General features: G+C 58.4%; 23 protein-coding genes and 1 riboswitch. Of the genes, 16 read left to right on the top strand and 7 right to left on the bottom strand.

From position 1 onward, the window contains the following. The first annotated feature begins 23 nt into the window (after positions 1–23). From hutI to hutH, 5 genes are all read left to right on the top strand, one after another. On the top strand, positions 24–1,244 hold the full coding sequence (gene hutI, locus ABFI50_RS15760) for an imidazolonepropionase (protein WP_347484471.1): 1,221 nt from the start codon (positions 24–26) through the stop codon (positions 1,242–1,244). Beyond that, positions 1,241–2,179: a formimidoylglutamase gene (gene hutG, locus ABFI50_RS15765; protein ID WP_347484473.1), complete on the top strand. Its 939-nt coding sequence runs from the start codon at positions 1,241–1,243 to the stop codon at positions 2,177–2,179. Before hutI ends, hutG begins: the two co-directional genes overlap by 4 nt. Before the next feature lie 19 nt (positions 2,180–2,198). Then, a complete protein-coding gene (locus tag ABFI50_RS15770; protein ID WP_014883068.1) occupies positions 2,199–2,933 on the top strand; it encodes a histidine utilization repressor in 735 nt (244 codons plus the stop codon). Positions 2,934–3,060: 127 nt separating this feature from the next. After that, positions 3,061–4,749, top strand: coding sequence for a urocanate hydratase (gene hutU / locus ABFI50_RS15775; protein WP_014883069.1), 1,689 nt, complete (start codon positions 3,061–3,063; stop codon positions 4,747–4,749). Next, positions 4,746–6,266 (top strand): histidine ammonia-lyase, encoded by a 1,521-nt coding sequence (gene hutH / locus ABFI50_RS15780; protein WP_088126995.1) that lies wholly within the window; start codon positions 4,746–4,748, stop codon positions 6,264–6,266. Before hutU ends, hutH begins: the two co-directional genes overlap by 4 nt. Positions 6,267–6,349: 83 nt before the next feature. On the opposite strand, the gene ABFI50_RS15785 is transcribed toward hutH, so the two are convergent. Together ABFI50_RS15785 and bioA are read right to left on the bottom strand one after the other, a co-directional pair. Then, the gene (locus tag ABFI50_RS15785; protein WP_347484476.1) at positions 6,350–6,826 is read right to left on the bottom strand and encodes a kinase inhibitor; all 477 of its coding nucleotides are present in this window, start codon (positions 6,824–6,826) and stop codon (positions 6,350–6,352) included. Between the two features lie 48 nt (positions 6,827–6,874). Further along, positions 6,875–8,182, bottom strand: a complete 1,308-nt coding sequence (gene bioA, locus ABFI50_RS15790; protein ID WP_200557810.1) for an adenosylmethionine--8-amino-7-oxononanoate transaminase — start codon at positions 8,180–8,182, stop codon at positions 6,875–6,877. A gap of 68 nt (positions 8,183–8,250) precedes the next feature. Between bioA and bioB the strand changes: the two genes are divergently transcribed. Genes bioB through bioD form a run of 4 tightly spaced genes read left to right on the top strand, consistent with a single transcriptional unit; the run spans position 8,251 to position 11,878 of the window. Beyond that, positions 8,251–9,291, top strand: coding sequence for a biotin synthase BioB (bioB, locus tag ABFI50_RS15795; protein ID WP_008501133.1), 1,041 nt, complete (start codon positions 8,251–8,253; stop codon positions 9,289–9,291). Then, positions 9,288–10,445, top strand: a complete 1,158-nt coding sequence (gene bioF / locus ABFI50_RS15800; protein ID WP_014883073.1) for an 8-amino-7-oxononanoate synthase — start codon at positions 9,288–9,290, stop codon at positions 10,443–10,445. The genes bioB and bioF overlap by 4 nt, the downstream gene beginning before the upstream one ends. After that, positions 10,429–11,184 carry a malonyl-ACP O-methyltransferase BioC gene (bioC, locus tag ABFI50_RS15805; protein WP_200557809.1) on the top strand — a complete coding sequence of 252 codons (756 nt, stop codon included), beginning with the start codon at positions 10,429–10,431 and terminating at the stop codon, positions 11,182–11,184. Before bioF ends, bioC begins: the two co-directional genes overlap by 17 nt. Then, positions 11,177–11,878: a dethiobiotin synthase gene (bioD, locus tag ABFI50_RS15810; protein ID WP_200557808.1), complete on the top strand. Its 702-nt coding sequence runs from the start codon at positions 11,177–11,179 to the stop codon at positions 11,876–11,878. The genes bioC and bioD overlap by 8 nt, the downstream gene beginning before the upstream one ends. Here bioD and ABFI50_RS15815 read toward each other — a convergent pair. Then, entirely contained in the window at positions 11,841–12,563 is a 723-nt protein-coding gene (locus ABFI50_RS15815) for an ATP-binding cassette domain-containing protein (RefSeq protein WP_023332449.1), read from the bottom strand. The two genes, bioD and ABFI50_RS15815, sit on opposite strands and share 38 nt — an antisense overlap. Positions 12,564–13,313: 750 nt before the next feature. Here ABFI50_RS15815 and uvrB point away from each other — a divergent pair. Continuing rightward, positions 13,314–15,329 carry an excinuclease ABC subunit UvrB gene (uvrB, locus tag ABFI50_RS15820; RefSeq protein WP_014883077.1) on the top strand — a complete coding sequence of 672 codons (2,016 nt, stop codon included), beginning with the start codon at positions 13,314–13,316 and terminating at the stop codon, positions 15,327–15,329. A gap of 73 nt (positions 15,330–15,402) precedes the next feature. On the opposite strand, the gene yvcK is transcribed toward uvrB, so the two are convergent. Then, positions 15,403–16,311 carry a uridine diphosphate-N-acetylglucosamine-binding protein YvcK gene (gene yvcK, locus ABFI50_RS15825; RefSeq protein WP_014883078.1) on the bottom strand — a complete coding sequence of 303 codons (909 nt, stop codon included), beginning with the start codon at positions 16,309–16,311 and terminating at the stop codon, positions 15,403–15,405. Between the two features lie 226 nt (positions 16,312–16,537). Then, positions 16,538–16,672: riboswitch (molybdenum cofactor riboswitch) on the top strand. On the opposite strand from yvcK, the gene moaA reads away from it, so the two are divergent. The 6 genes from moaA (at position 16,660) to ABFI50_RS15855 (ending at position 20,139) form a co-directional block, all read left to right on the top strand. Continuing rightward, the gene (gene moaA / locus ABFI50_RS15830; RefSeq protein WP_180253471.1) at positions 16,660–17,649 is read left to right on the top strand and encodes a GTP 3',8-cyclase MoaA; all 990 of its coding nucleotides are present in this window, start codon (positions 16,660–16,662) and stop codon (positions 17,647–17,649) included. Its footprint overlaps the riboswitch before it by 13 nt. Positions 17,650–17,673: 24 nt before the next feature. Then, on the top strand, positions 17,674–18,186 hold the full coding sequence (gene moaB / locus ABFI50_RS15835; RefSeq protein ID WP_023292963.1) for a molybdenum cofactor biosynthesis protein B: 513 nt from the start codon (positions 17,674–17,676) through the stop codon (positions 18,184–18,186). Between the two features lie 3 nt (positions 18,187–18,189). After that, positions 18,190–18,675, top strand: coding sequence for a cyclic pyranopterin monophosphate synthase MoaC (gene moaC, locus ABFI50_RS15840; protein ID WP_014883081.1), 486 nt, complete (start codon positions 18,190–18,192; stop codon positions 18,673–18,675). Next, positions 18,668–18,913, top strand: coding sequence for a molybdopterin synthase sulfur carrier subunit (gene moaD / locus ABFI50_RS15845; protein WP_014883082.1), 246 nt, complete (start codon positions 18,668–18,670; stop codon positions 18,911–18,913). The genes moaC and moaD overlap by 8 nt, the downstream gene beginning before the upstream one ends. Position 18,914: 1 nt before the next feature. Continuing rightward, positions 18,915–19,367, top strand: coding sequence for a molybdopterin synthase catalytic subunit MoaE (gene moaE, locus ABFI50_RS15850; protein ID WP_014883083.1), 453 nt, complete (start codon positions 18,915–18,917; stop codon positions 19,365–19,367). Between the two features lie 64 nt (positions 19,368–19,431). Continuing rightward, a complete protein-coding gene (locus ABFI50_RS15855; protein WP_014883084.1) occupies positions 19,432–20,139 on the top strand; it encodes a Bax inhibitor-1/YccA family protein in 708 nt (235 codons plus the stop codon). A gap of 89 nt (positions 20,140–20,228) precedes the next feature. Here the strand turns inward: ABFI50_RS15855 and ABFI50_RS15860 are convergent, their stop codons facing one another. Genes ABFI50_RS15860 through ABFI50_RS15870 form a run of 3 tightly spaced genes read right to left on the bottom strand, consistent with a single transcriptional unit; the run spans position 20,229 to position 23,187 of the window. After that, positions 20,229–21,191: a YbhN family protein gene (locus tag ABFI50_RS15860; RefSeq protein ID WP_014883085.1), complete on the bottom strand. Its 963-nt coding sequence runs from the start codon at positions 21,189–21,191 to the stop codon at positions 20,229–20,231. Beyond that, the gene (gene clsB / locus ABFI50_RS15865; protein WP_023332453.1) at positions 21,191–22,429 is read right to left on the bottom strand and encodes a cardiolipin synthase ClsB; all 1,239 of its coding nucleotides are present in this window, start codon (positions 22,427–22,429) and stop codon (positions 21,191–21,193) included. Before clsB ends, ABFI50_RS15860 begins: the two co-directional genes overlap by 1 nt. After that, positions 22,426–23,187: an endonuclease/exonuclease/phosphatase family protein gene (locus ABFI50_RS15870; protein ID WP_023332454.1), complete on the bottom strand. Its 762-nt coding sequence runs from the start codon at positions 23,185–23,187 to the stop codon at positions 22,426–22,428. The genes clsB and ABFI50_RS15870 overlap by 4 nt, the downstream gene beginning before the upstream one ends. Between the last annotated feature and the right edge of the window lie 35 nt (positions 23,188–23,222).

Consider the following 23,222-nt stretch of genomic DNA (forward strand, 5'->3'; position numbering starts at 1 on the left):
AACCTATGACAAGTGGAATGCCCATGCAGCTTCATCCTGACGATGTAATATGGCGAAATGCGCGACTGGCAACGATGGTTCCCGATGCCTCCGCACCCTATGGTCTGAAAGCGCAACACGCCCTGGTCGTGCGCGGTCAAACCATCCTGGCCGTGATCCCTGAATCTGACATTCCTTCCGGACACCGTCACTGCATCGATCTACAGGGGCGTCTGGTGACGCCGGGGCTGATTGATTGCCATACCCATCTGGTGTTTGGCGGCGACCGCGCGGCAGAGTGGGAGCAGCGCCTGAACGGTGTCTCTTATCAAACCATCAGCGCGCAGGGCGGCGGGATTAACGCCACCGTGACGGCGACACGCAACAGTTCGCCGGAAAACCTGTTGAAGCTGGCGCAGCAGCGGCTAGAGCGTCTCATGAATGAAGGCGTGACGACCATAGAAATTAAATCGGGATACGGACTTAACGCGGATGCCGAAGAGAAAATGTTGCTGGTTGCTCGCCAGCTTAGTCTGAGTAATCTGGTCGAGATTAGCCCGACGCTTCTGGCGGCACATGCCGTCCCTGCGGAATACCGACAGGATCCGGATGCGTATCTCACGCTGGTCTGCGAGCAGGTCATGCCCACGCTGTGGCAAAAAGCGTTATTTGAAGCGGTAGATGTGTTTTGTGAAAACGTCGGCTTTACCCCGTCGCAAACCGAGCGCCTTTTCCAGGCCGCCACCGCGCTGGGTATTCCGGTGAAAGGGCATGTTGAGCAGCTGTCTAATCAGGGCGGTGCGGCGCTGGTCAGCCAGTATAAAGGGCTGTCAGCGGATCATATCGAATATCTCGACGACGCTGGCATTCAGGCGATGGTGCAGAGCGGTACGGTGGCGGTATTGCTCCCCGGCGCGTTCTATTTCCTTCAGGAGCGCCAGCGTCCGCCGGTTGAACAGCTCAGAAAACAGGGAGTGCCGATGGCGGTGGCCACCGACTATAACCCCGGCACCAGCCCGTTTGCGAGCCTGCACCTGGCGATGAATATGGCCTGCGTCCAGTTTGGCCTGACCCCTGAAGAGGCCTGGGCTGGCGTCACGCGACACGCCGCGCAGGCGCTGGGTCGCGGCGCAACCCACGGGCAATTGCAGGCGGGGTATGTGGCCGATTTTATCGTCTGGGATGCTGACCATCCGGTTGAGATGGTCTATGAACCGGGTCGCAATCCGTTGTATCAGCGTATTTTCCGTGGGGAGGCAGTATGAGGTTATGGCGGCCCGTAGCCGAAACGGTCTGGCAGGGGCGTGACGACAGCGCCGAGGCCAGCAATGCAAAGCGTATCTTTCAGACGATACAGCAGCAGGCGCAGTTTACGCCGCTTTCCTCTGGCATCGCGCTGATCGGGTTTGAATGCGATGCAGGGGTTAAACGCAATCAGGGCAGGCCTGGCGCCGCGCAGGCCCCTGATATCCTGCGCAACGCGCTGGCGAATATGGCCAGCCATCAGGGACACGAACGGCTTGCGGATATGGGATCCGTGTATGTCGAAGGTGATGAACTTGAAGCGGCACAGCGGGTTTTAAGCGATGCGGTGACGGCCTGCCAGCAGTCCGGGATGCGCACGCTGATCTTTGGCGGCGGGCACGAGACCGCCTGGGCGCATGGTCGGGGCATTCTCGATGCCTTCCCGAACGAGCGCGTGACAGTGATTAATCTTGATGCCCATCTCGATCTGCGCAAGGCCGAGCGTGCAACATCCGGTACCCCGTTTCGTCAACTGGCCCATTACTGCGAGGACCACGGTCGGGCGTTTCGCTACGCCTGCTTTGGCGTCAGCCGGGCAGCCAACACGCAGGCACTCTGGGATGAAGCGGAACGCCTGAACGTCACGCTGGTGGAAGACTGGCATTTCAGACGCGATGCGTTATCTGCGCTGGAAAAGGTGCTGGCGCAGGCCGATCGGGTCTATCTGACTATTGACCTCGACGTTCTGCCGGCGAGCGAAATGCCTGCCGTATCCGCCCCTGCGGCGTTAGGGGTACCGGCGCTGGATCTTCTGCCGGTTATCGAACAAATCTGTCGCAGCGGTAAGCTGCAGGCCGCCGATCTGGTAGAGTTTAACCCGCAGTACGACAGGGACGGACAGGGCGCGAAGCTTGCCGCTCGTCTGGCCTGGCAAATTGCTCACTGGTGGGCATAACCCGAGTTAAGGAGTCATGATGTTTTCACGCTCGCCCCTGGCGCAGTCGAGCCCTCCTGCGCCTTTCTACGAAAAGGTGAAGCAGGCTATCAGCGAAAAAATTGCTACCGGTGTCTGGCGCCCTCACGATCGTATTCCGTCCGAGGCCGAACTGGTGGCGCAATTTGGATTTAGCCGGATGACCATCAACCGGGCGCTGCGCGAACTGACCGATGAAGGTCTTCTGGTGCGCCTGCAGGGGGTCGGCACTTTCGTGGCGGAACCCAAAGGTCAGTCGGCGCTGTTTGAAATCCGCAGTATTGCCGATGAGATACACTCGCGAAATCATCAGCACCGCTGCGAGGTGCTGGTGCTCGAAGAGACCGAGGCGAGCGCCGAGCAGGCCGCCGAGCTGAATGTTAAAGAAGGGAGCCGCATCTTCCACTCCGTGATGGTGCATTTTGAGAACGACATTCCGGTACAGATTGAAGATCGCTGCGTTAACGCAGAGCGGATACCGGAGTATCTGAGCCAGGATTACACCCAAACCACGCCGCATGCGTACCTCTCGCTGGTCGCACCGCTGACGGAAGGGGAACACATTGTGGAGGCTGTGCGCGCCACGCCGCAGGAGTGTGAACGGTTGCGCATTAAAGAGCACGATCCGTGCCTGCTGATCCGTCGTCGAACCTGGTCATCATCGCAGATTGTCTCCCATGCCAGGCTGCTTTTCCCGGGTAACCGTTACCGGCTGCAGGGCCACTTTATGTCATAAGTTTTATAAGCGTGATCGCTAACGCAATATAACAAAATTGTATCTTTTTTGTTAAATCTGACCTTGTGTGTGCTTGTCTATACAAGTATATCTAAATGCATCATCTGTCCTTTATGAGGAGCACACAATGTCGTCAGGTAAATACCGCCAGCAGGATGTCCGCGCCGCGCGCGGCACCACGCTTACTGCCAAAAGCTGGCTCACCGAAGCCCCGCTGCGCATGTTGATGAATAACCTCGACCCTGAGGTGGCGGAGAACCCCCACGAGTTGGTGGTCTACGGCGGTATAGGCCGCGCCGCGCGTAACTGGGAATGCTATGACGCAATTGTAAAATCCCTGACTCATCTCGAACACGACGAAACCCTGCTGGTGCAGTCCGGCAAGCCGGTCGGCGTATTCAAAACCCATAAAAATGCGCCACGCGTGCTGATCGCCAACTCTAACCTGGTGCCGCACTGGGCGACGTGGGAACACTTCAACGAGCTGGATGCCAAAGGGCTGGCGATGTATGGTCAGATGACCGCCGGGAGCTGGATCTACATTGGCAGCCAGGGGATTGTGCAAGGCACTTACGAAACCTTCGTGGAAGCCGGCCGCCAGCACTATAACGGCTCGCTGAAAGGCCGCTGGGTATTGACTGCCGGTCTCGGCGGTATGGGCGGCGCGCAGCCACTGGCTGCCACGCTTGCTGGCGCCTGCTCGCTTAACATTGAGTGCCAGCAGAGCCGCATTGATTTCCGTCTGCGTACCCGCTACGTCGACGAGCAGGCTGATAACCTCGACGATGCGCTGGCGCGCATCAAAAAATACACCTCGGAAGGCAAAGCGGTGTCGATCGCCCTGTGCGGCAACGCGGCAGAGATTCTGCCTGAACTTGTCGCCCGCGGCGTTCGCCCGGATCTCGTCACCGACCAGACCAGCGCCCATGACCCGCTGCACGGTTACCTGCCAAACGGCTGGACGTGGGAAGAATATCAGCAAAAAGCGGAAACCGACCCGGAAGGCACGGTACTTGCCGCGAAACGTTCGATGGCTGAACACGTCTCCGCGATGCTGGCCTTCAGCAAGATGGGCATTCCGACCTTCGATTACGGCAATAACATCCGCCAGATGGCGAAAGAGATGGGCGTGACGAACGCCTTCGACTTCCCGGGCTTCGTGCCTGCCTATATTCGCCCGCTGTTCTGTCGCGGCATTGGGCCGTTCCGCTGGGTTGCCCTGTCCGGTGACCCGGAGGATATCTACAAAACCGATGCCAAAGTGAAAGAGATCGTCGCGGATGACGAACATCTCCACCACTGGCTGGACATGGCGCGCGAGCGCATTAACTTCCAGGGCCTGCCGGCGCGTATCTGCTGGGTCGGTCTGGAGTGGCGGCAAAAACTGGGTCTGGCCTTCAATGAAATGGTGCGCAGCGGCGAAGTCTCCGCACCGATTGTCATTGGTCGCGACCACCTTGATTCCGGCTCCGTTGCCAGCCCTAACCGTGAAACGGAAGCCATGCGCGACGGCTCGGATGCCGTTTCAGACTGGCCGCTGCTGAATGCCCTGCTTAATACCGCCAGCGGCGCGACCTGGGTCTCGCTGCACCACGGCGGTGGCGTGGGAATGGGCTTCTCCCAGCACTCGGGGATGGTTATCGTTTGTGACGGTACCGATGAAGCCGCCGCGCGTATCGCTCGCGTGCTGCACAACGACCCGGCCACCGGCGTGATGCGTCACGCGGACGCGGGTTACGAGATTGCTATTGACTGTGCCAAAGAGCAGGGGCTAAACCTGCCGATGATCCCTGCCACACAAGGAAATCATGAATGAACGCCTTAACACTTACGCCCGGTTCCCTGACGCTTAAACAGCTGCGAAACGTCTGGCGTCAGCCGGTTACGCTCTCGCTTGATGAAAGTGCCCACGCCGCCATTAACGACAGCGTTGCCTGCGTGGAGGCCATTGTTGCCGAAGGGCGCACGGCTTACGGGATCAACACCGGGTTTGGTCTGCTGGCACAAACGCGCATTGCAACGCACGATCTGGAAAACTTACAGCGTTCACTGGTGCTGTCTCACGCGGCGGGGGTCGGCCAGCCGCTCGATGACGAGATTGTCCGTCTGATGATGGTGCTTAAAATCAACAGCCTGGCGCGCGGTTTCTCCGGCATTCGCCTGAGCGTGATCCAGGCGCTGATGGCGCTGGTTAATGCCGACGTCTATCCGTGGATCCCGGCGAAAGGTTCCGTCGGCGCCTCCGGCGATCTTGCGCCGCTGGCGCATATGTCGCTGCTTCTGTTGGGGGAAGGGCAGGCACGCTGGCAGGGCGAATGGCTTCCTGCCAAAGAGGCGCTGAACAAAGCCGGTTTAGCCCCGATCACCCTGGCGGCGAAGGAGGGGCTGGCGCTGCTGAACGGCACGCAGGCGTCGACTGCCTTCGCGCTGCGCGGCCTGTTTGAAGCGGAGGATCTGTTTGCCTCGGCGGTGGTGTGCGGCGCGCTCACCACCGAAGCCGTGCTGGGTTCGCGTCGTCCGTTCGACGCCCGCATCCACGAGGTGCGCGGCCAGCGCGGCCAAATTGACGCCGCCGCCATGTATCGCCACGTGCTCACCGACACCAGCGAAATTGCGGATTCACACCACAACTGTGAAAAAGTGCAGGATCCGTACTCTCTGCGCTGCCAGCCGCAGGTGATGGGCGCGTGCCTGACGCAGCTGCGCCAGGCCGCAGAGGTACTGCTGATAGAGGCCAACGCGGTATCCGATAACCCGCTGGTCTTCGCCCAGGAAAACGAGGTGGTCTCCGGCGGTAACTTCCACGCCGAGCCGGTGGCGATGGCGGCGGATAATATCGCCCTGGCCATTGCCGAAATTGGCGCGTTGTCAGAACGCCGTATCGCACTGATGATGGATAAACATATGTCGCAGCTGCCACCGTTCCTGGTGCGTAACGGCGGGGTCAACTCGGGCTTTATGATTGCCCAGGTGACGGCTGCCGCGCTGGCGAGTGAAAACAAAGCGCTGTCGCACCCGCACAGCGTCGACAGCCTGCCAACCTCGGCGAACCAGGAGGACCACGTCTCGATGGCCCCGGCTGCCGGACGTCGTCTCTGGGAGATGGCCGCCAACACCCGCGGCGTGCTGGCGGTGGAATGGCTGGCGGCAAGTCAGGGTATTGATTTGCGTGAAGGGCTGAAATCCAGCCCGCTGCTGGAGCAGGCGCGTCAGGCGCTGCGTGAGCACGTATCGCATTACGATGACGACCGCTTCTTTGCGCCGGACATTGATAAAGCGATACAGCTTCTGGAAGAGGGACGGCTGGTAGGGCTGCTACCTTCCGTGCTGTGATTCGTGCCCGGTGGCGCTGCGCTTACCGGGCCTACGAGTGCAAAATGTAGGCCGGGTAAGGCGTAGCCGCCACCCGGCTTTTTTTACGAATACATCGCCGTAATCGACGCGCTACCAAGCGAATGGAAATGCACGTTAAAGCCTACCATCGCGCCACTCGCGCCTTCATCGACCTCAATCTTGTCCACATCCAGCGCATGCACCGTGAAGATATAGCGGTGGGTTTCCCCTTTTGGTGGCGCCGCGCCGCCGTAGCCCGCTTTACCAAAGTCAGTGCGCGTCTGAATAGCGCCTTCCGGCAGGGCGACCAGGCCGGAGCCGGAACCCTGCGGCAGCACGCGCGTGTCGGCAGGCAGGTTTGCTACGATCCAGTGCCACCAACCGGAGCCGGTTGGTGCAGCCGGGTCGTAACAGGTCACGACAAAGCTTTTCGTGCCAGCCGGAACCTCATCCCACGCCAGGTGCGGGGAGATATTATCGCCCTGATACCCCATGCCGTTGAAAACGTGGCGTTCCGGCAGCTTTTCGCCGTCGCGCAGATCTTTGCTGATGATTTTCATACGGTTTACCCTCGTTAATCACTCGTTCTCGAAGTGTAACGCATAGGGCTAAATCGTGAAATGCGCGGGTATGTTGACCGCGTCGACTACCGCGGCGGTGAGCTTACGCAGCTGCTCAGCAGTGATGATATACGGCGGCATCAGGTAGATAAGCTTGCCGAAAGGCCGCACCCAGACGCCCTGCTCAACGAAGAAGCGCTGCAGCGCCGCCATATTCACCGGATGCGTGGTTTCAATTACCCCGATGGCGCCCAGCACGCGCACGTCCGCCACAAAATGGGCTCCCGAGGCGGCGCTCAGCTCGTCTTTCAGCTGCGCTTCAATCGCCGCGACCTGCGTCTGCCACTCCCCGCTCTCCAGTATGGCGAGGCTTTCACTTGCGACGGCGCAGGCCAGTGGGTTGCCCATAAACGTCGGACCGTGCATAAAGCAGCCCGCGTCGCCGTCGCTGATGGTGTCGGCAACATGACGGGTCGTGAGGGTGGCCGAGAGCGTCATGGTGCCGCCAGTCAGCGCTTTGCCCAGGCATAAAATATCCGGGGCGATACCCGCATGCTCGCAGGCAAACAGCTTCCCGGTGCGGCCAAAGCCGGTGGCGATTTCATCGGCAATCAGCAGAATGCCCTCGCGGTCGCACATCTTGCGAATACGCTTCAGCCATTCCGGATGATACATCCGCATTCCGCCTGCGCCCTGCACAATCGGCTCCAGGATCACGGCGGCGATATCATGACGATGTGCCGCCATGAGTCGCGCGAAGCCAACCATGTCCATCTCGTTCCACTCGCCGTCGAAGCGGCTTTGCGGGGCAGGCGCGAACAGGTTTTCCGGCAGATACCCTTTCCACAGGCTGTGCATAGAGTTATCCGGGTCGCAGACCGACATCGCCCCGAAGGTATCACCATGATAGCCGTTGCGGAACGTGAGGAAGCGCTGGCGCGTTTCGCCTCTGGCGTGCCAGTACTGCAGCGCCATTTTCATCGCCACTTCCACCGCCACGGAGCCGGAATCGGCCAGGAAGACACACTCCAGCGATTCAGGGGTCATTGCCACCAGGCGACGGCACAAATCCACCGCAGGTTGATGAGTGATCCCGCCAAACATGACGTGCGACATCTGGTCAATCTGGGCCTTCATCGCCGTATTAAGGCGCGGGTGGTTATACCCGTGAATGGCCGCCCACCAGGAGGACATCCCGTCGACGAGCTGTTCACCGCTGGCAAGGTGCAGCTCGCAGCCGCGGGCCGAGGCCACCGGATAGACGGGAAGAGGGCGGGTGGTGGAGGTGTAAGGGTGCCAGATATGCTGCTTGTCGAAGGCGAGATCGTCCTGGGTCATAATCGACTTGTAAACCATTTTGAAAAGTTTTAGGTTTACGAGTATAAACCGAACCGAAAATTAACAAAACCCTTTGGAGAAGCCCGATGGCTCACCACGCACGCTGGACGATGTCGCAAGTTACTGAATTATTCAATAAACCTTTCCTTGAGCTGATGTTTGAAGCCCAACAGGTGCATCGTCAGCACTTCGATCCGCGCCATGTTCAGGTCAGCACGCTGCTGTCGATCAAGACCGGCGCCTGTCCTGAAGACTGCAAATATTGCCCACAGAGCGCACGCTATAAAACCGGTCTTGAATCCGAACGCCTGATGGAAGTAGAGCAGGTGCTCGATTCCGCGCGTAAGGCGAAAAACGCCGGTTCGACCCGCTTCTGCATGGGGGCGGCGTGGAAGAACCCGCACGATCGCGATATGCCGTATCTGGAGCAGATGGTGAAAGGGGTGAAGGAGATGGGCCTCGAAGCCTGTATGACGCTCGGAACGCTGAACGAAGAACAGGCGCAGCGCCTCTCGGCGGCAGGACTGGATTACTACAACCATAACCTCGATACCTCGCCGGAGTTTTACGGCAACATCATCACCACGCGCACCTATCAGGAGCGTCTGGATACGCTGGACAAAGTGCGTGACGCGGGGATCAAAGTCTGTTCCGGCGGTATTGTGGGCTTAGGTGAAACGGTGAAAGATCGTGCGGGTCTGCTGCTGCAGCTGGCGAACCTGCCAACGCCGCCGGAAAGCGTCCCGATTAACATGCTGGTGAAGGTCAAAGGCACGCCGCTGGCGGATAACGAGGACGTGGATGCGTTTGATTTTATTCGCACTATCGCGGTGGCGCGCATCATGATGCCGACCTCTTATGTACGCCTTTCTGCGGGCCGTGAGCAGATGAACGAGCAGACCCAGGCAATGTGCTTTATGGCCGGGGCCAACTCCATCTTCTACGGCTGCAAGCTGCTGACCACGCCGAACCCGGAGGAAGACAAAGATGTTCAGCTGTTCCGCAAGCTGGGGCTGAACCCGCATCAGACCGAGGTGCTGACGGGCGATAACGAGCAACAGCAGCAGCTGGAGCAGCAGATTTTCAATGCCGACACCGACCAGTTCTACAACGCGGCAGCAGTATGACCTGGCAGGCACGTATCCAGTCGGCGCTCGACGAGCGTCGGGCGACTGATGCGTTTCGCGTACGCAAGGTGGTCGAAAACGGCGCAGGCCGTTTTCTGACCCGCGACAGTCGGCGTTACCGTAACTTCTCCAGTAACGATTATCTCGGTCTTAGCCAGCATCCGGCTATTGTTCGCGCCTGGCAGCAGGGGGCAGAGCGGTTTGGCGTGGGCAGCGGTGGATCGGGGCACGTTAGCGGCTACACCCCGGCACATCAGGCGCTGGAGGAGGCGCTTGCCGACTGGCTGGGCTACCCGCGCGCGCTGTTGTTTATCTCGGGTTTTGCCGCCAATCAGGCGGTGATTACCGCCCTGATGGGGAAGGACGACCGCATTGTCGCCGACCGCTTAAGCCATGCCTCGCTGCTGGAAGCGGCAAGTTTGAGTCCGGCTCAGCTGCGCCGCTTTGCCCATAACGATGCGGGGCAACTCGCTGCGCTGCTGGATAAACCGTGCGAGGGGCAACAACTGGTGGTCACGGAAGGGGTATTCAGCATGGACGGCGACAGCGCACCGCTTGCCGTACTGCACGAGGCTGCCAGACAGCAACATGCCTGGCTGCTGGTCGACGATGCCCACGGTATAGGCGTGACGGGTGATGAAGGGCGGGGAAGTGTTCACCAGCAAGGCGTCAGACCGGAGCTGCTGATAGTCACTTTCGGCAAAGGTTTTGGCGTGAGTGGCGCCGCCGTACTGTGCAGCGAGTCCGTTGCAGACTATCTGCTGCAGTTTGCCCGGCACCTGATCTACAGCACCAGCATGCCACCGGCGCAGGCCGTGGCGTTGTCTGCGTCCCTGGCCGTCATTCGTAGCGCAGAAGGGGAGGAACGTCGCCAGCGGCTGGCAGAGCATATCTGCCGCTTCCGTCAGGGACTGGCGGCGCTTCCTTTCCGCAGTACTGATTCACAAAGTGCCATCCAGCCGGTGATCGTAGGGGAAAACGCGCAGGCGCTCTCCCTGGCACAAACGCTGCGCGATCGGGAGATGTGGGTCACGGCTATTCGTCCACCCACCGTACCGCCGGGCACGGCGCGTCTGCGGCTCACGCTGACGGCGGCGCACGAGACCGAGGATATTGCTGCACTGCTGGAGGCGCTGCATGTTGCCAGTCAATAAGCAGGCCATTGCGGCGGCGTTCGGCCGGGCCGCGCGCAGCTATTCACAGCACGATGAACTGCAGCGCCAGAGCGCACAGGGGCTGATGACGTTGCTCGGCGAGAGGCGCTTTAACCAGGTGCTAGACGCCGGGTGCGGCCCCGGCGGGAATAGCCGACTCTGGCGCGAGGCGGGAAGTCACGTGACGGCCATCGACCTGTCTCCCGCTATGCTGGATGAGGCGCGCCAGCAGCAGGCTGCGCATCGTTATCTGGTGGCGGATATCGAGGCGATTCCGCTGGCGGACGCGCAATTCGATCTGGTCTGGAGCCATCTGGCAGTGCAGTGGTGCAGCAGCCTGCCGCAGGCGTTGAGCGAGCTTTATCGCGTCGCCTGCCCGGGCGGCAAGGTGGCGTTTACCACGCTACTGGAAAGCTCGTTACCTGAGCTCAATCAGGCCTGGCTGGCGGTGGATGAACAGCCGCACGCCAACCGCTTTTTGTCATATGAGCAGGTTACGCAGGCCCTGGCAGGCTGGCGCTATCGCAGTACGGTGCAGACCATCACTCTCGATTTTACCGATGCTTTAAGCGCGATGCGCTCGCTGAAGGGCATTGGCGCCACGCATCTGCATGCCGGGCGCGAGAAAAAACCGCTGACCCGGGGCCAGCTGCAGCGCCTTGAGCTGGCCTGGCCGCAGCAGCGGGGCCAGTTCCCGCTCTCTTATCAACTTTTTCATGGGATTATTGAACGTGACTGAACGTTATTTTGTCACCGGGACGGATACGGAAGTGGGCAAGACGGTTGCCAGCGCTGCCCTTTTGCAGGCGGCGCGAAAGCTTTGGAAAAACACCGCCGGGTATAAGCCTGTGGCTTCCGGCAGCGAGATGACGGCGGAGGGGTTACATAACACCGACGCGCTGGCGCTTCAGCGTAACAGTACGCTCGAACTCGCCTATTCAGCGGTGAACCCGTATACCTTTGCCGAGCCGACCTCGCCGCACATTATCAGCGCCGATGAAGGCCGTCCGATTGATTTTGCCGTGCTCTCTGCCGGGTTACGAACCCTGGAAAGCCAGGCCGACTGGGTGCTGGTGGAAGGTGCAGGCGGGTGGTTTACGCCGCTCTCTCAGGACCAGACGTTTGCTGACTGGGTGCAGGCCGAGCAACTCCCGGTCATACTCGTTGTCGGCGTCAAGCTCGGCTGTATTAACCACGCCATGTTGACGGCGCAGGCCGTTCAGCAGGCAGGGCTGCGTCTCGCGGGCTGGATAGCCAACGACGTGGTCACGCCGGGCAAGCGACACCATGAGTATCTGACGACCCTCAAACGGGTGCTCCCCGCACCATTCCTGGGGGAGATCCCCTGGCTTGCAGACGATGCCGAACAGGCCGAAACCGGTCAGTATCTTGACCTCAGCGTCTTGCTTCCAGCGACATCCAGTGGGCAATAAGCTCATCGTTGAGTTCGTTAACGTGGCCCTGTGCCACGTTACGTCCGCGATAGAGCATGCAAAACCGATCCGCAACCCGGCGGATAAACGACAGTTGCTGTTCTGCTAGCAGCACCGTCATCCCAAGCTCCCGGTTTAGCCGTACCAGCAGTTGTGCAAGCTTATGGGCAAAGCCCTGGCCGGCACCGTGCATAGGTTCATCCAGAATCAACATACGCGGGCGATTGACCAGCGCATTTGCCAGAGCAAGCTGATACTGCGCCTCTGGCGAAAGGGCGTTGCCTCGCGTCTGACGCAGCGCGTAAAGTTCGGGAAAGAGCTCGTACACTTCACTTTTCGCTGCCGGGTCGGATTTATCCATCGCCCGCATGGCAATGTGCAAATTTTCCTCAATCGTCAGCTGAGAAAAAATCCGCCTGTCCTGCGGGACATAGCCAATCCCCGGTCCGGAACGTTGTTCGGCCGTCTGGCTGAGTAAATCACGCGGCGGCGCACCCGCTTCATGCCAGATGATGGTGCCGCTATCCACGGGCACTTTCCCGGCAATGCAATTCATTAGGGTGGTTTTTCCCATCCCTGGCAGGCCAACAACGCCGGTACACATCCCTTGCGGAAAATCTAAATCCACGTTCCATAGCGTATGTTGGCTTCCGTAAAACTGATTCACTGCACGCAGACTCAACATCTTTCTCTCCTTAAAAATGTGTCGGTGATGCTCGGTTTTTGATTGTGCAAAACCCCTGCCAGAAACCGTGAAGTGATTAAAAAAGCGGCTTTTTTAAGAATGTTCCACCACTAAGTGGGGTAAGGAAACCGGGAATTGCACATCGACGGTGCTGGCGGTGTTGAGTCGTGGTGCAGGGGAAAATGGCGGAAATGTGAGCAAGATCCCATCAGGTGGTTATGAATGACGCAACTGTTTATCGACAAAAAATAGCGATAAAAATTTTTTGTTGCCGTCCCGTGGGAAAATCCGGGAATTTGCCGAGCGGCACTCTGCACGGGCTGGAAGCAGTTATCCACTATTCCTGTGGATAACCATGTGCATTAGAGTTAGAAAACACGCGATAAGCGAGAGAAGACGCGGCTTTCGCCCAAATTGACGCGAAACGCGGCTTTAGAAAATATCGTTTAAAATTTAATTGCTTAGATAAAAGCAATTACCGTAATGAAAGTGTCACGCGCTGCCATAAAACTCTCATTACCTGGCTTGACAAATGTTAAAAAAGAAAAAGTTCTGGGGATAACCCACGTTGACTGGTTTTTTATCTCGTCAGAGTCGAAATTTTATCCATTAACGCGCTAATCCTTAAGCCGCTATGCTAAATATCCTGACATGCTACTGGTTTTTCATCCAGTGTTTTTTACTGGCATTCCTGGCAACAACGAGTAAAATTACTCACCTGCCGCTTATAACGTCATCAGGTCGTCGCCCATGAGTAAACCGTTCAAACTGAATTCTGCTTTCCGTCCATCTGGCGATCAGCCTGAGGCGATCCGTCGTCTGGAAGAGGGGCTGGAAGATGGGCTTGCGCACCAGACGCTGCTGGGGGTAACCGGTTCCGGTAAAACGTTCACCATCGCTAACGTGATCGCGGATCTTCAGCGCCCTACGATGGTGCTTGCCCCCAACAAAACCCTCGCGGCACAGCTTTACGGCGAGATGAAAGAGTTCTTCCCGGAGAACGCCGTTGAGTATTTCGTCTCCTACTACGATTACTACCAGCCGGAAGCCTATGTGCCGAGCTCTGACACCTTCATCGAGAAAGATGCCTCAGTGAACGAACACATCGAGCAGATGCGACTGTCGGCGACCAAGGCGCTTCTGGAGCGTCGCGATGTGGTTGTGGTGGCGTCGGTTTCGGCGATTTACGGCCTGGGCGACCCAGACCTCTATCTGAAGATGATGCTCCACCTGACGCAGGGGATGATCATCGATCAGCGTGCGATTTTGCGCCGACTGGCGGAGTTGCAGTACACCCGTAACGACCAGGCATTTCAGCGCGGAACGTTCCGCGTGCGCGGGGAGGTGATCGACATCTTCCCGGCGGAATCGGACGATATGGCGCTGCGCGTTGAGCTGTTTGATGAAGAGGTTGAACGTTTATCGTTGTTTGACCCGCTAACCGGTCACGTTGAGTCGGTGATCCAGCGTTTTACCATCTACCCTAAAACGCACTACGTGACGCCGCGCGAGCGTATCGTGCAGGCGATGGAAGAGATCAAAGTGGAGCTGGCTGAACGCCGTAAGGTGCTTCTGGCGAACAATAAGCTGCTGGAAGAGCAGCGCCTGAGCCAGCGAACCCAGTTCGATCTGGAGATGATGAACGAGCTCGGCTACTGCTCCGGTATTGAAAACTACTCCCGTTTCCTCTCAGGTCGTGGGCCGGGTGAGCCGCCGCCGACGCTTTTTGACTACCTCCCGGCCGACGGCTTGCTGGTGATAGACGAATCCCACGTCACCATTCCGCAGATTGGCGGGATGTACCGCGGTGACCGCGCGCGTAAAGAGACGCTGGTGGAGTACGGGTTCCGTCTGCCGTCGGCACTGGATAACCGTCCGATGAAGTTTGAAGAGTTTGAGGCGCTGGCGCCACAGACTATTTACGTGTCGGCCACGCCGGGCAACTACGAGCTGGAGAAATCGGGCGATGAGGTGATTGATCAGGTGGTTCGTCCGACCGGGCTGCTGGATCCGATTATCGAAGTGCGTCCGGTGGCGACCCAGGTGGACGATCTGCTCTCTGAGATCCGCAAGCGTGCCGCCATCAACGAGCGTGTGCTGGTAACCACGCTCACCAAGCGTATGGCGGAAGATCTGACGGAGTATCTGGAAGAGCACGGCGAGAAGGTGCGTTATCTGCACTCGGATATCGATACCGTGGAGCGTATGGAGATCATCCGCGATCTGCGTCTGGGTGAGTTTGACGTGCTGGTAGGGATCAACCTGTTGCGAGAGGGGCTGGATATGCCGGAAGTCTCGCTGGTGGCGATTCTGGACGCGGATAAAGAGGGCTTCCTGCGTTCCGAGCGCTCGCTGATCCAGACCATTGGCCGCGCCGCGCGTAACGTCAATGGCAAAGCGATTCTCTACGGCGATAAAATTACCCCGTCGATGGCGAAAGCGATTGGCGAAACGGAACGCCGCCGTGAGAAACAGCAGCGCTATAACGAAGAGCACGGCATTACGCCGCAGGGGCTGAACAAGAAAGTGGTGGATATTCTGGCGCTCGGTCAGAACATTGCGAAGACCAAAGCGAAAGGCCGCGGCAAGGCGCGTTCCGTGGTGGAAGAAGATACCGTCGTACTGACGCCGAAAGCGCTGCAGCAGAAGATCCACGAGCTGGAGGCGCAGATGATGCAGCACGCCCAGAACCTGGAGTTCGAAGAGGCGGCACAGATCCGCGATCAGCTTCATCAGCTGCGGGATTTGTTTATCGCGGCATCGTGAGTCGGTGATGTGTTTTCTCCCTCTCCCTGTGGGAGAGGGCCGGGGTGAGGGCAAGAGGCCGCATAAAACGAACCTAACCCAGCGCCTGAATCGCCTTCTCCAGCGCTTCGCGCAGTAGATGGCGGTCGTGGCGGTATTTAATATCGCTGGCCTCCAGCGGCTCCTGAATCACCACCCGCTCGCCGATACCGGAGACATCCACCTTAGGTCCAACCACCACGCCGTCGATAATTTTTTTGCCGACATACTGCTCCATCAGGCTCAGTTTGTCTGCCAGCGACAGGCTTGCCGCCGCCGGGCTCAGCTCACGCCCCAGATTACCGATGTAAACCATCGGAGCAGGAGTGCGACGCAGCGCCTGCGCCAGCTCTTTGACCAGCAGGATCGGCATCAGGCTGGTATAAAAACTGCCCGGGCCAATCAGGATTAAATCCGCTTCGCCAATCGCTTCGACGGCTTCACGCGTCGCCGGTACGCTCGGGTAGGTCATCAGCTCTTTTGGCGGCAGCAGAAGCTGGTCGATATTCACTTCGCCGTACACTTCGTGATCGTCAGCATCAATGGCCATTAAATCCACCGGCTGTTCAGACATCGGGATCAGGAACGCATCCACTTTCAGCAGATTTCGTATCAAGTTGATGGCTTCAAGCGGGCGCACGCTCAGGTGATCCAGCGCCTTAAGCATTAAATTTCCAAGGTTATGCCCGGAAAGTTCCCCATTACCGCCAAAACGGTACTCAAACATCGCTGATGCGACGCTCGGTTCGGTAATCAGCTGGTTGAGACAGTTGCGCATATCCCCCCAGGCGATGCCGCCTTCGGCACGTCTGATCCGCCCGGTTGAGCCGCCATTATCGGTGGTTGTCACTATCCCTGTCAGCCTTGAGCCCAGTGACGACAAAGAGGACATCACCCGGCCCAGACCGTGGCCTCCGCCAAGAGCGACCACTCGGTCAAGATCCGCAAAAGTGCGATTGCGCATACCCGTTCCTTATCACGTTTGATCTGCGTAACACTACCTGAACTACCCCTAAAAGACGATGCCTCATACGAAGCAAAATGACGTATATCAATGCGAAAAGCGGGTTTTTAGGTATTCTGTAGCGAAAATACACGATTGAGTCGCTATATACATAATTATATAGCGAAAGGCGATGATGGCGAAGTGAGAATTTCCGCGCTACTATCGCCATAACCACGTTTTCGAATTTGAAAACATACACTCTAGCCTTTGTGCCTGTGTCGAAAGATATGGCGCTCTGGCCGTGGCGGATCTGCCACCAGGGTACAGAAAGAAATGACTGTGCCTCCCGTATCTGGAAAGGTGTACATGGCTTCACAACTGACTGATGCTTTCGCGCGTAAGTTTTATTACTTACGTCTGTCGATTACCGATGTGTGCAACTTCCGTTGCACCTACTGCCTGCCCGACGGTTACAAACCGGGCAGCGTCACCAATAACGGCTTTCTCTCCGTGGATGAGGTGCGCCGCGTTACGCGCGCGTTCTCCGGGCTTGGCACCGAAAAGGTCAGGCTGACCGGAGGCGAACCTTCTCTGCGCCGTGATTTCCCCGACATCATTGCCGCCGTGCGTGAAAACGAACATATCCGCCAGATTGCGGTGACCACCAACGGTTACCGGATGGCGCGTGATGTGGCGACCTGGCGCGACGCGGGCTTAACCGCCATCAACGTCAGCGTGGACAGCCTCGATGCCCGCCAGTTTCACGCCATTACCGGCCAGGACAAGTTCCGCCAGGTGATGGACGGCATCGACGCGGCATTTGCGGCCGGGTTCGAGAAAGTCAAAGTCAATACGGTGCTGATGCGTGATGTGAACCATCATCAGCTCGATACCTTCCTTGCGTGGATAAAATCCCGCCCCATCCAGCTGCGTTTTATCGAGCTGATGGAAACCGGTGAGGGCAGTGACCTGTTCCGCCGCCATCACATTTCCGGCATGGTGTTGCGCGACGAGCTGCTCAAACGCGGCTGGATCCACCAGATCCGCCAGCGCAGCGACGGCCCGGCGCAGGTCTTCTGCCACCCGGATTACGAGGGTGAGATTGGCCTTATCATGCCCTATGAGAAAGACTTCTGCGCCAGCTGTAACCGTCTGCGCGTCTCCTCCGTGGGCAAGCTCCATCTCTGCCTCTTCGGCGACGGCGGCGTAGATCTGCGCGATCTGCTGGAAGACGATACTCAACAGGCCGCGCTTGAAGCGCGCATTTCTGAAGCGCTGACGCACAAAAAACAGACCCACTTCCTGCATCAGGGCAACACCGGCATTACTCAGAACCTGTCTTATATTGGCGGGTGATCAGGCTTAAGAAGGAATCAGAAGATGAGTCAGGTAAGCGCAGAATTTATCCCGACACGCATTGCTATTCTTACCGTTTCCGACCGCCGTGGCGAAGAGGATGATACGTCCGGCCACTGGCTGCGCGAGGCGGCCCATGATGCGGGGCATCACATCGTCGATAAAGCGATTGTGAAAGAGAACCGCTACGCCATTCGTGCGCAGGTTTCGCAGTGGATTGCCAGCGATGAAGTGCAGGTGGTATTGATCACCGGCGGCACCGGTTTTACCGCAGGCGATCAGGCGCCTGAAGCGCTGATCCCGCTGTTTGACCGCGAAGTGGAAGGCTTCGGCGAAGTATTCCGCATGCTCTCCTTTGAGGAGATTGGTACCTCCACGCTGCAGTCGCGCGCCGTCGCCGGGGTGGCCAACAACACCCTGATTTTCGCCATGCCGGGCTCGACCAAAGCCTGCCGCACCGCGTGGGAAAACATCATCGCCCCGCAGCTGGATGCCCGTACCCGTCCGTGTAATTTCCATCCCCATTTAAAGAAATAAGCTATGTCACAACTGACCCACATTAACGCCGCCGGCGAAGCGCATATGGTGGATGTCTCCGCCAAAGCGGAAACGGTGCGCGAGGCGCGCGCGGAAGCGTTCGTTACCATGCAGCCGGAAACGCTGGCGATGATTATCGACGGCAGCCACCACAAGGGTGACGTCTTTGCCACCGCCCGCATCGCCGGTATTCAGGCCGCCAAGCGAACCTGGGACCTCATTCCCCTTTGCCATCCGCTGATGCTTAGCAAGGTGGAAGTGAACCTGCAGGCGCAGCCGGAGCATAATCGGGTGCGCATTGAGTCCCTGTGCCGCTTAACCGGGAAGACCGGCGTTGAGATGGAAGCCCTGACGGCAGCCTCCGTTGCCGCGCTGACCATCTACGACATGTGTAAAGCGGTGCAGAAAGATATGGTGATTGGCCCGGTTCGCCTGCTGGCAAAAAGCGGCGGCAAATCCGGTGATTTTAAGGTGGACAGCCATGATTAAGGTGCTCTTTTTTGCCCAGGTGCGGGAGCTGGTGAATACCGACAGCCTGACGCTGGAGGGCTCTTTTGAAAACGTCGCCGCCCTGCGTGCGCATCTGGCCGCACAGGGCGAACGCTGGGCGCTGGCGCTGGACGAAAGTAAGCTGCTGGCCGCCGTGAACCAGACGCTGGTTGAGTTCAGCCATCCGCTAACCGCAGGGGATGAAGTGGCCTTCTTTCCGCCGGTCACAGGGGGTTAAGATGGCTGAGACCAGAATTCTGGTGAGCCCGGCGCGTTTTAACGTGGGGACAGAATATGACTGGCTGGCCGAGCGTGACGAAGACGGCGCGGTCGTGACGTTCACCGGCAAGGTGCGTAACCACAACCTCGGTGACAGCGTAAAGGCGCTGACGCTGGAGCACTACCCGGGCATGACGGAGAAATCGCTGGCGGCCATTGTGGAAGAAGCGCGAGGCCGCTGGCCGCTCGGGCGCGTCACGGTGATCCACCGCATCGGCGAGATGTGGCCAGGCGAAGAGATTGTCTTCGTGGGCGTGACCAGCGCGCACCGCGGCAGCGCGTTTGCGGCAGGGGAGTTCATGATGGATTACCTCAAAACTAAAGCGCCGTTCTGGAAGCGGGAAGCGACGCCGGAAGGGGAGCGCTGGGTGGAATCCCGCGATAGCGATAAACAAGCCGCCAGCCGTTGGTAGTCGGTTGACGTGGATGTGTTAATCTTAACGTGTGTGTCTACTTAATCTTAATCAGGAGTGAATCATGGACCGATTTCCCCGTTCCGATTCAATAGTACAGCAGACCCGTAGCGGCCTGCAGACGTATATGGCTCAGGTGTACGGCTGGATGACAGTTGGCCTGCTGCTTACCGCGTTTATCGCGTGGTATGCGGCGAACACGCCTGAACTGATGATGTTTATCTTCTCCAGCAAAATCACCTTCTTTGGGCTGATTATCGCGCAGCTGGCTCTGGTGTTTGTCCTCTCCGGGCTGGTGCAAAAGCTCAGTGCGGGGATGGCGACCACGCTGTTTATGCTCTATTCGGCGCTAACGGGTCTGACGCTTTCCAGTATTTTCATCGTCTACACCTACTCCTCCATTGCCAGCACGTTTGTGGTAACCGGCGGGATGTTCGGCGCGATGAGCCTTTACGGCTACACCACCAAACGTGACCTGAGCGGTTTCGGCAGCATGCTGTTTATGGGGCTGATCGGGATTGTGCTGGCGTCGCTGGTGAACCTGTGGCTGAAGAGTGAAGCGCTGATGTGGGCCGTGACCTACATCGGTGTGGTGGTCTTCGTTGGGCTGACGGCGTATGACACCCAGAAGCTGAAAAACATCGGCGAGCAGATCGACGTGCGCGACAGTTCAAACCTGCGCAAATACTCGATTCTGGGCGCGCTGACGCTCTATCTGGACTTCATCAACCTGTTCCTGATGTTGCTGCGTATTTTCGGCAACCGTCGTTAAGGTTGTTTTGCCGGGTGGCGGCTTCGCCTTACCCGGCCTACGAAACGCGAACCGTAGGTCGGGTAAGGCGAAGCCGCCACCCGACTTATTCACTTCGCTAACATCCTCTCATTCTTCGCCCGTAGTTTCTTCGCCCGACTCTCCAGCACCAGATAACAGACCGTGGCCAGCGCCAGCGGCAGGAAGTAATAGAGCATGCGGTAGGCGAGCAGGGCGGCAATAATCGCTCCCTGAGAAACATGCTCTCCGGCCAGAAGCGCAATGAACACCGCCTCCAGCACCCCAATCCCCGCCGGGATATGCACAATAACCCCGGCGATACTACTCACCAGCAGCACGCCCAGCACGAAGAAGTAATTCACGTCCTCGCCAATCAACAGCCAGATAATTGCTCCCATCGCCATCCAGTTAGCGCTGGATACCGCCATCTGCAGCATGGCAAACTTCCACGACGGCAATACCAGTTTCTGCCCTCTGAGGGTCATATGACGGCGTTTAGCAAATGCGCAGGCCCACAGATAAAAAGCGATAATCAGCAGCAGCACGATGCCGAGAATACGCAGCGTGGCTTCATCGATGTACCAGTGCGCGGGCAGTTGGACCACGCCGATGGTGAAAATCACCCCGCCGAGCAGAATATAGCCCAGCCAGTTAGTGGTGATGCTCAGGGAAAAAATGCGGGTTATAGTCCCGCCCGGCAGCCCGAGACGCGAGTAGAGGCGATAGCGCATGCCAATCCCCCCGACCCAGGTACTCAGCGTCAGGTTGAAGGCGTAGCAAATAAACGACACCAGCATCACCTGGCGTTTAGCCAGCTTGTGGCCGCAGTATGCCCGGCCCAGCAGGTCGTAGCAGCCGTACATCAGGTAGCTCACGATCACCAGCCCTGTCGCGCCCAGCAGCACCATCCGGTTGTAGTTGCGGATAACTTTCCACACCTCCTCCCAGTCAACTTTTTGGGCATACACTACCAGCAGCACGGCGACCGCAATAAAGAACACCCAGGTGAGAATTTTTTTCGCCAGCCGCCAGCGCGGATGTGATTTCGACATCAGGGTTTGCCTCCATCTTCCGCTTCAACGCGGTCCTGGGTTTCCATTTCGGGTTGTACCGGCGGGTCCACCTGCGCCAGCTTCGGCGTATGCGCTGGCAGCCAGCCGACCATCGCCGGGAAATGGCGAAGGAAGTGGAACACCACTACGCTGATGCCCAGGTTCCACCAGGTGCGTTTCGGCACCATAGACTCATCCACGCGCACGCAGTCGTTAACAATCAGGGCCTGCAAATTATCCCGCAGGGTCTGATTAAACTGGCGATCGTGGATGATCAGGTTAGCTTCGAGATTCAGCGATAAGCTCAGCGGATCCAGGTTGCTGGAGCCGACGGTGGCCCAGTGATCGTCCATCAGCGCGACTTTGCCATGTAGCGGCCGACGGCGATATTCGTAGATCTGAACGCCGCCTTTGACCAGATAGTTATACAGCAGCCGCGCGCCGACTTTGACTATCGGCATATCCGGCTCGCCCTGCACAATCAGCTTCACCCGTACGCCGCGCCGGGCCGCATTACGCATGGCATGCAGCAGGCGATAGCCTGGGAAAAAGTAGGCGTTAGCAATGATCACTTCGCGCTTCGCGTTGGCGAGCATCTTCAGGTAATGGCGTTCAATATCGTCCCGGTGCTCGCCGTTATCGCGCCAGACGAAAAGGGCCTGCGCTTCGCCGGGCTTGCGGTTCTCCTCCGGGCGATGGCGGCGTTTCCACCAGCGGCGAACGGCCTCTTTCCCCGGCAGGTTCTCCAGTTCGAATAATACGATGTCCTGTACTACCGGGCCCTCAATGCGAATGGCGTAATCCTGTTTTGCTTCCGGGCCGTAGTCGGACATATGTTCAGCGGAGTAGTTAATGCCGCCGACAAACGCCACCGCCTCATCCACCACCACAATTTTGCGGTGCATCCGCCGGAAAAGGTTGGTACGCATGCCAAACAGGCGCGGGCCGGGATCGTAGTAGCGGAACACCACGCCCGCAGCGGTCAGTTCATTCACGAACCCGTCGCTGAGGTCCGGTGAGCCATAGCCGTCCAGCAGCGCTTCAATTTTGACGCCGCGCCGGGCGGCACGCAGCAGTACGCTGTGTAACTGTTTGCCCACGTCGTCCTCGAACCAGATAAAGGTTTCGAGGATCACTCTCTGCTTAGCGTTATCAATCGCCTTAAAGACGGCCGGGTAATACTCGTCGCCGTTGACCAGCAGCGAGATCCGGTTGCCTTCCTGCCAGGAACATTTCATAAGTGGATCTCCGCGCTGAGCGGGGCATGGTCGGACAGATGTCGCCAGTTAAGTAAGGCCAGCGCCGTCGGGCTGCTGGCATGGGCATTTTTCACGTAGATACGGTCCAGGCGCAGCAGGGGAAAGCGCACCGGGAACGTCCGTGCCGGGCGACCATGGGCCCGGGTAAAAATCTCCTCCAGCCCTGCATTGACCTTCAGAGGATGGTTCGCGCGCTGGCGCCAGTCGTTAAAATCACCGGCCACGACCACGGGTTCACCGTCGGGAAGCGCATTGGTCCAGTCAGCCAGCATCTGTAGCTGCGCCTGACGGTGGGCTTCGCGCAGGCCAAGATGCACGCAACCGACATGAATGGGCACCGTGAGTGCCGGTGGCGCGATGCGGCAGTAAAGCAGCCCGCGCTTTTCGCTCTCACCCACGGAAACGTCCCGGTTCTCATAATGTTCGATAGGAAAACGTGACAGCACCGCGTTCCCGTGATGGCCTTCCGGATAGACCGCGTTGCGCCCGTAGGCGTAATCACTCCACATCGTGTCGGCCAGAAATTCATAGTGCGGCGTATCGGGCCAGTTCTCGAAATGCATGGGATGCACCTCGTGCGCGCCCATCACCTCCTGCAGGCAGACAATGTCCGCGCTGACGGTGCGAACCGCGTCGCGCAGCTCCGGTAAAATGAAGCGGCGATTAAATGCTGTGAAGCCTTTATGAATGTTTATCGTCAGCACTTTAAGCGAGAAATGCTGCATTTTTTGAGTCATAAGCCCCTTCCTGAGTGACTATCCCAATGAAAATA

Origin of the sequence: Enterobacter sp. HNDS-6 (assembly GCF_039850505.1) — a bacterium.
GTDB classification, from domain to species: Bacteria; Pseudomonadota; Gammaproteobacteria; order Enterobacterales; family Enterobacteriaceae; genus Enterobacter; species Enterobacter kobei.

Excerpts from the sequence above, each read along its gene's own strand:
- hutI (WP_347484471.1), top strand. The coding sequence starts at position 24 with ATGCAGCTTCATCCTGACGATGTAATATGGCGAAATGCGCGACTGGCA.
- hutG (WP_347484473.1), top strand. The coding sequence starts at position 1,241 with ATGAGGTTATGGCGGCCCGTAGCCGAAACGGTCTGGCAGGGGCGTGAC.
- ABFI50_RS15770 (WP_014883068.1), top strand. The coding sequence starts at position 2,199 with ATGTTTTCACGCTCGCCCCTGGCGCAGTCGAGCCCTCCTGCGCCTTTC.
- hutU (WP_014883069.1), top strand. The coding sequence starts at position 3,061 with ATGTCGTCAGGTAAATACCGCCAGCAGGATGTCCGCGCCGCGCGCGGC.
- hutH (WP_088126995.1), top strand. The coding sequence starts at position 4,746 with ATGAACGCCTTAACACTTACGCCCGGTTCCCTGACGCTTAAACAGCTG.
- ABFI50_RS15785 (WP_347484476.1), bottom strand. The coding sequence starts at position 6,826 with ATGAAAATCATCAGCAAAGATCTGCGCGACGGCGAAAAGCTGCCGGAA.
- bioA (WP_200557810.1), bottom strand. The coding sequence starts at position 8,182 with ATGGTTTACAAGTCGATTATGACCCAGGACGATCTCGCCTTCGACAAG.
- bioB (WP_008501133.1), top strand. The coding sequence starts at position 8,251 with ATGGCTCACCACGCACGCTGGACGATGTCGCAAGTTACTGAATTATTC.
- bioF (WP_014883073.1), top strand. The coding sequence starts at position 9,288 with ATGACCTGGCAGGCACGTATCCAGTCGGCGCTCGACGAGCGTCGGGCG.
- bioC (WP_200557809.1), top strand. The coding sequence starts at position 10,429 with ATGTTGCCAGTCAATAAGCAGGCCATTGCGGCGGCGTTCGGCCGGGCC.
- ABFI50_RS15815 (WP_023332449.1), bottom strand. The coding sequence starts at position 12,563 with ATGTTGAGTCTGCGTGCAGTGAATCAGTTTTACGGAAGCCAACATACG.
- uvrB (WP_014883077.1), top strand. The coding sequence starts at position 13,314 with ATGAGTAAACCGTTCAAACTGAATTCTGCTTTCCGTCCATCTGGCGAT.
- yvcK (WP_014883078.1), bottom strand. The coding sequence starts at position 16,311 with ATGCGCAATCGCACTTTTGCGGATCTTGACCGAGTGGTCGCTCTTGGC.
- moaA (WP_180253471.1), top strand. The coding sequence starts at position 16,660 with ATGGCTTCACAACTGACTGATGCTTTCGCGCGTAAGTTTTATTACTTA.
- moaB (WP_023292963.1), top strand. The coding sequence starts at position 17,674 with ATGAGTCAGGTAAGCGCAGAATTTATCCCGACACGCATTGCTATTCTT.
- moaC (WP_014883081.1), top strand. The coding sequence starts at position 18,190 with ATGTCACAACTGACCCACATTAACGCCGCCGGCGAAGCGCATATGGTG.
- moaD (WP_014883082.1), top strand. The coding sequence starts at position 18,668 with ATGATTAAGGTGCTCTTTTTTGCCCAGGTGCGGGAGCTGGTGAATACC.
- moaE (WP_014883083.1), top strand. The coding sequence starts at position 18,915 with ATGGCTGAGACCAGAATTCTGGTGAGCCCGGCGCGTTTTAACGTGGGG.
- ABFI50_RS15855 (WP_014883084.1), top strand. The coding sequence starts at position 19,432 with ATGGACCGATTTCCCCGTTCCGATTCAATAGTACAGCAGACCCGTAGC.
- ABFI50_RS15860 (WP_014883085.1), bottom strand. The coding sequence starts at position 21,191 with ATGTCGAAATCACATCCGCGCTGGCGGCTGGCGAAAAAAATTCTCACC.
- clsB (WP_023332453.1), bottom strand. The coding sequence starts at position 22,429 with ATGAAATGTTCCTGGCAGGAAGGCAACCGGATCTCGCTGCTGGTCAAC.
- ABFI50_RS15870 (WP_023332454.1), bottom strand. The coding sequence starts at position 23,187 with ATGACTCAAAAAATGCAGCATTTCTCGCTTAAAGTGCTGACGATAAAC.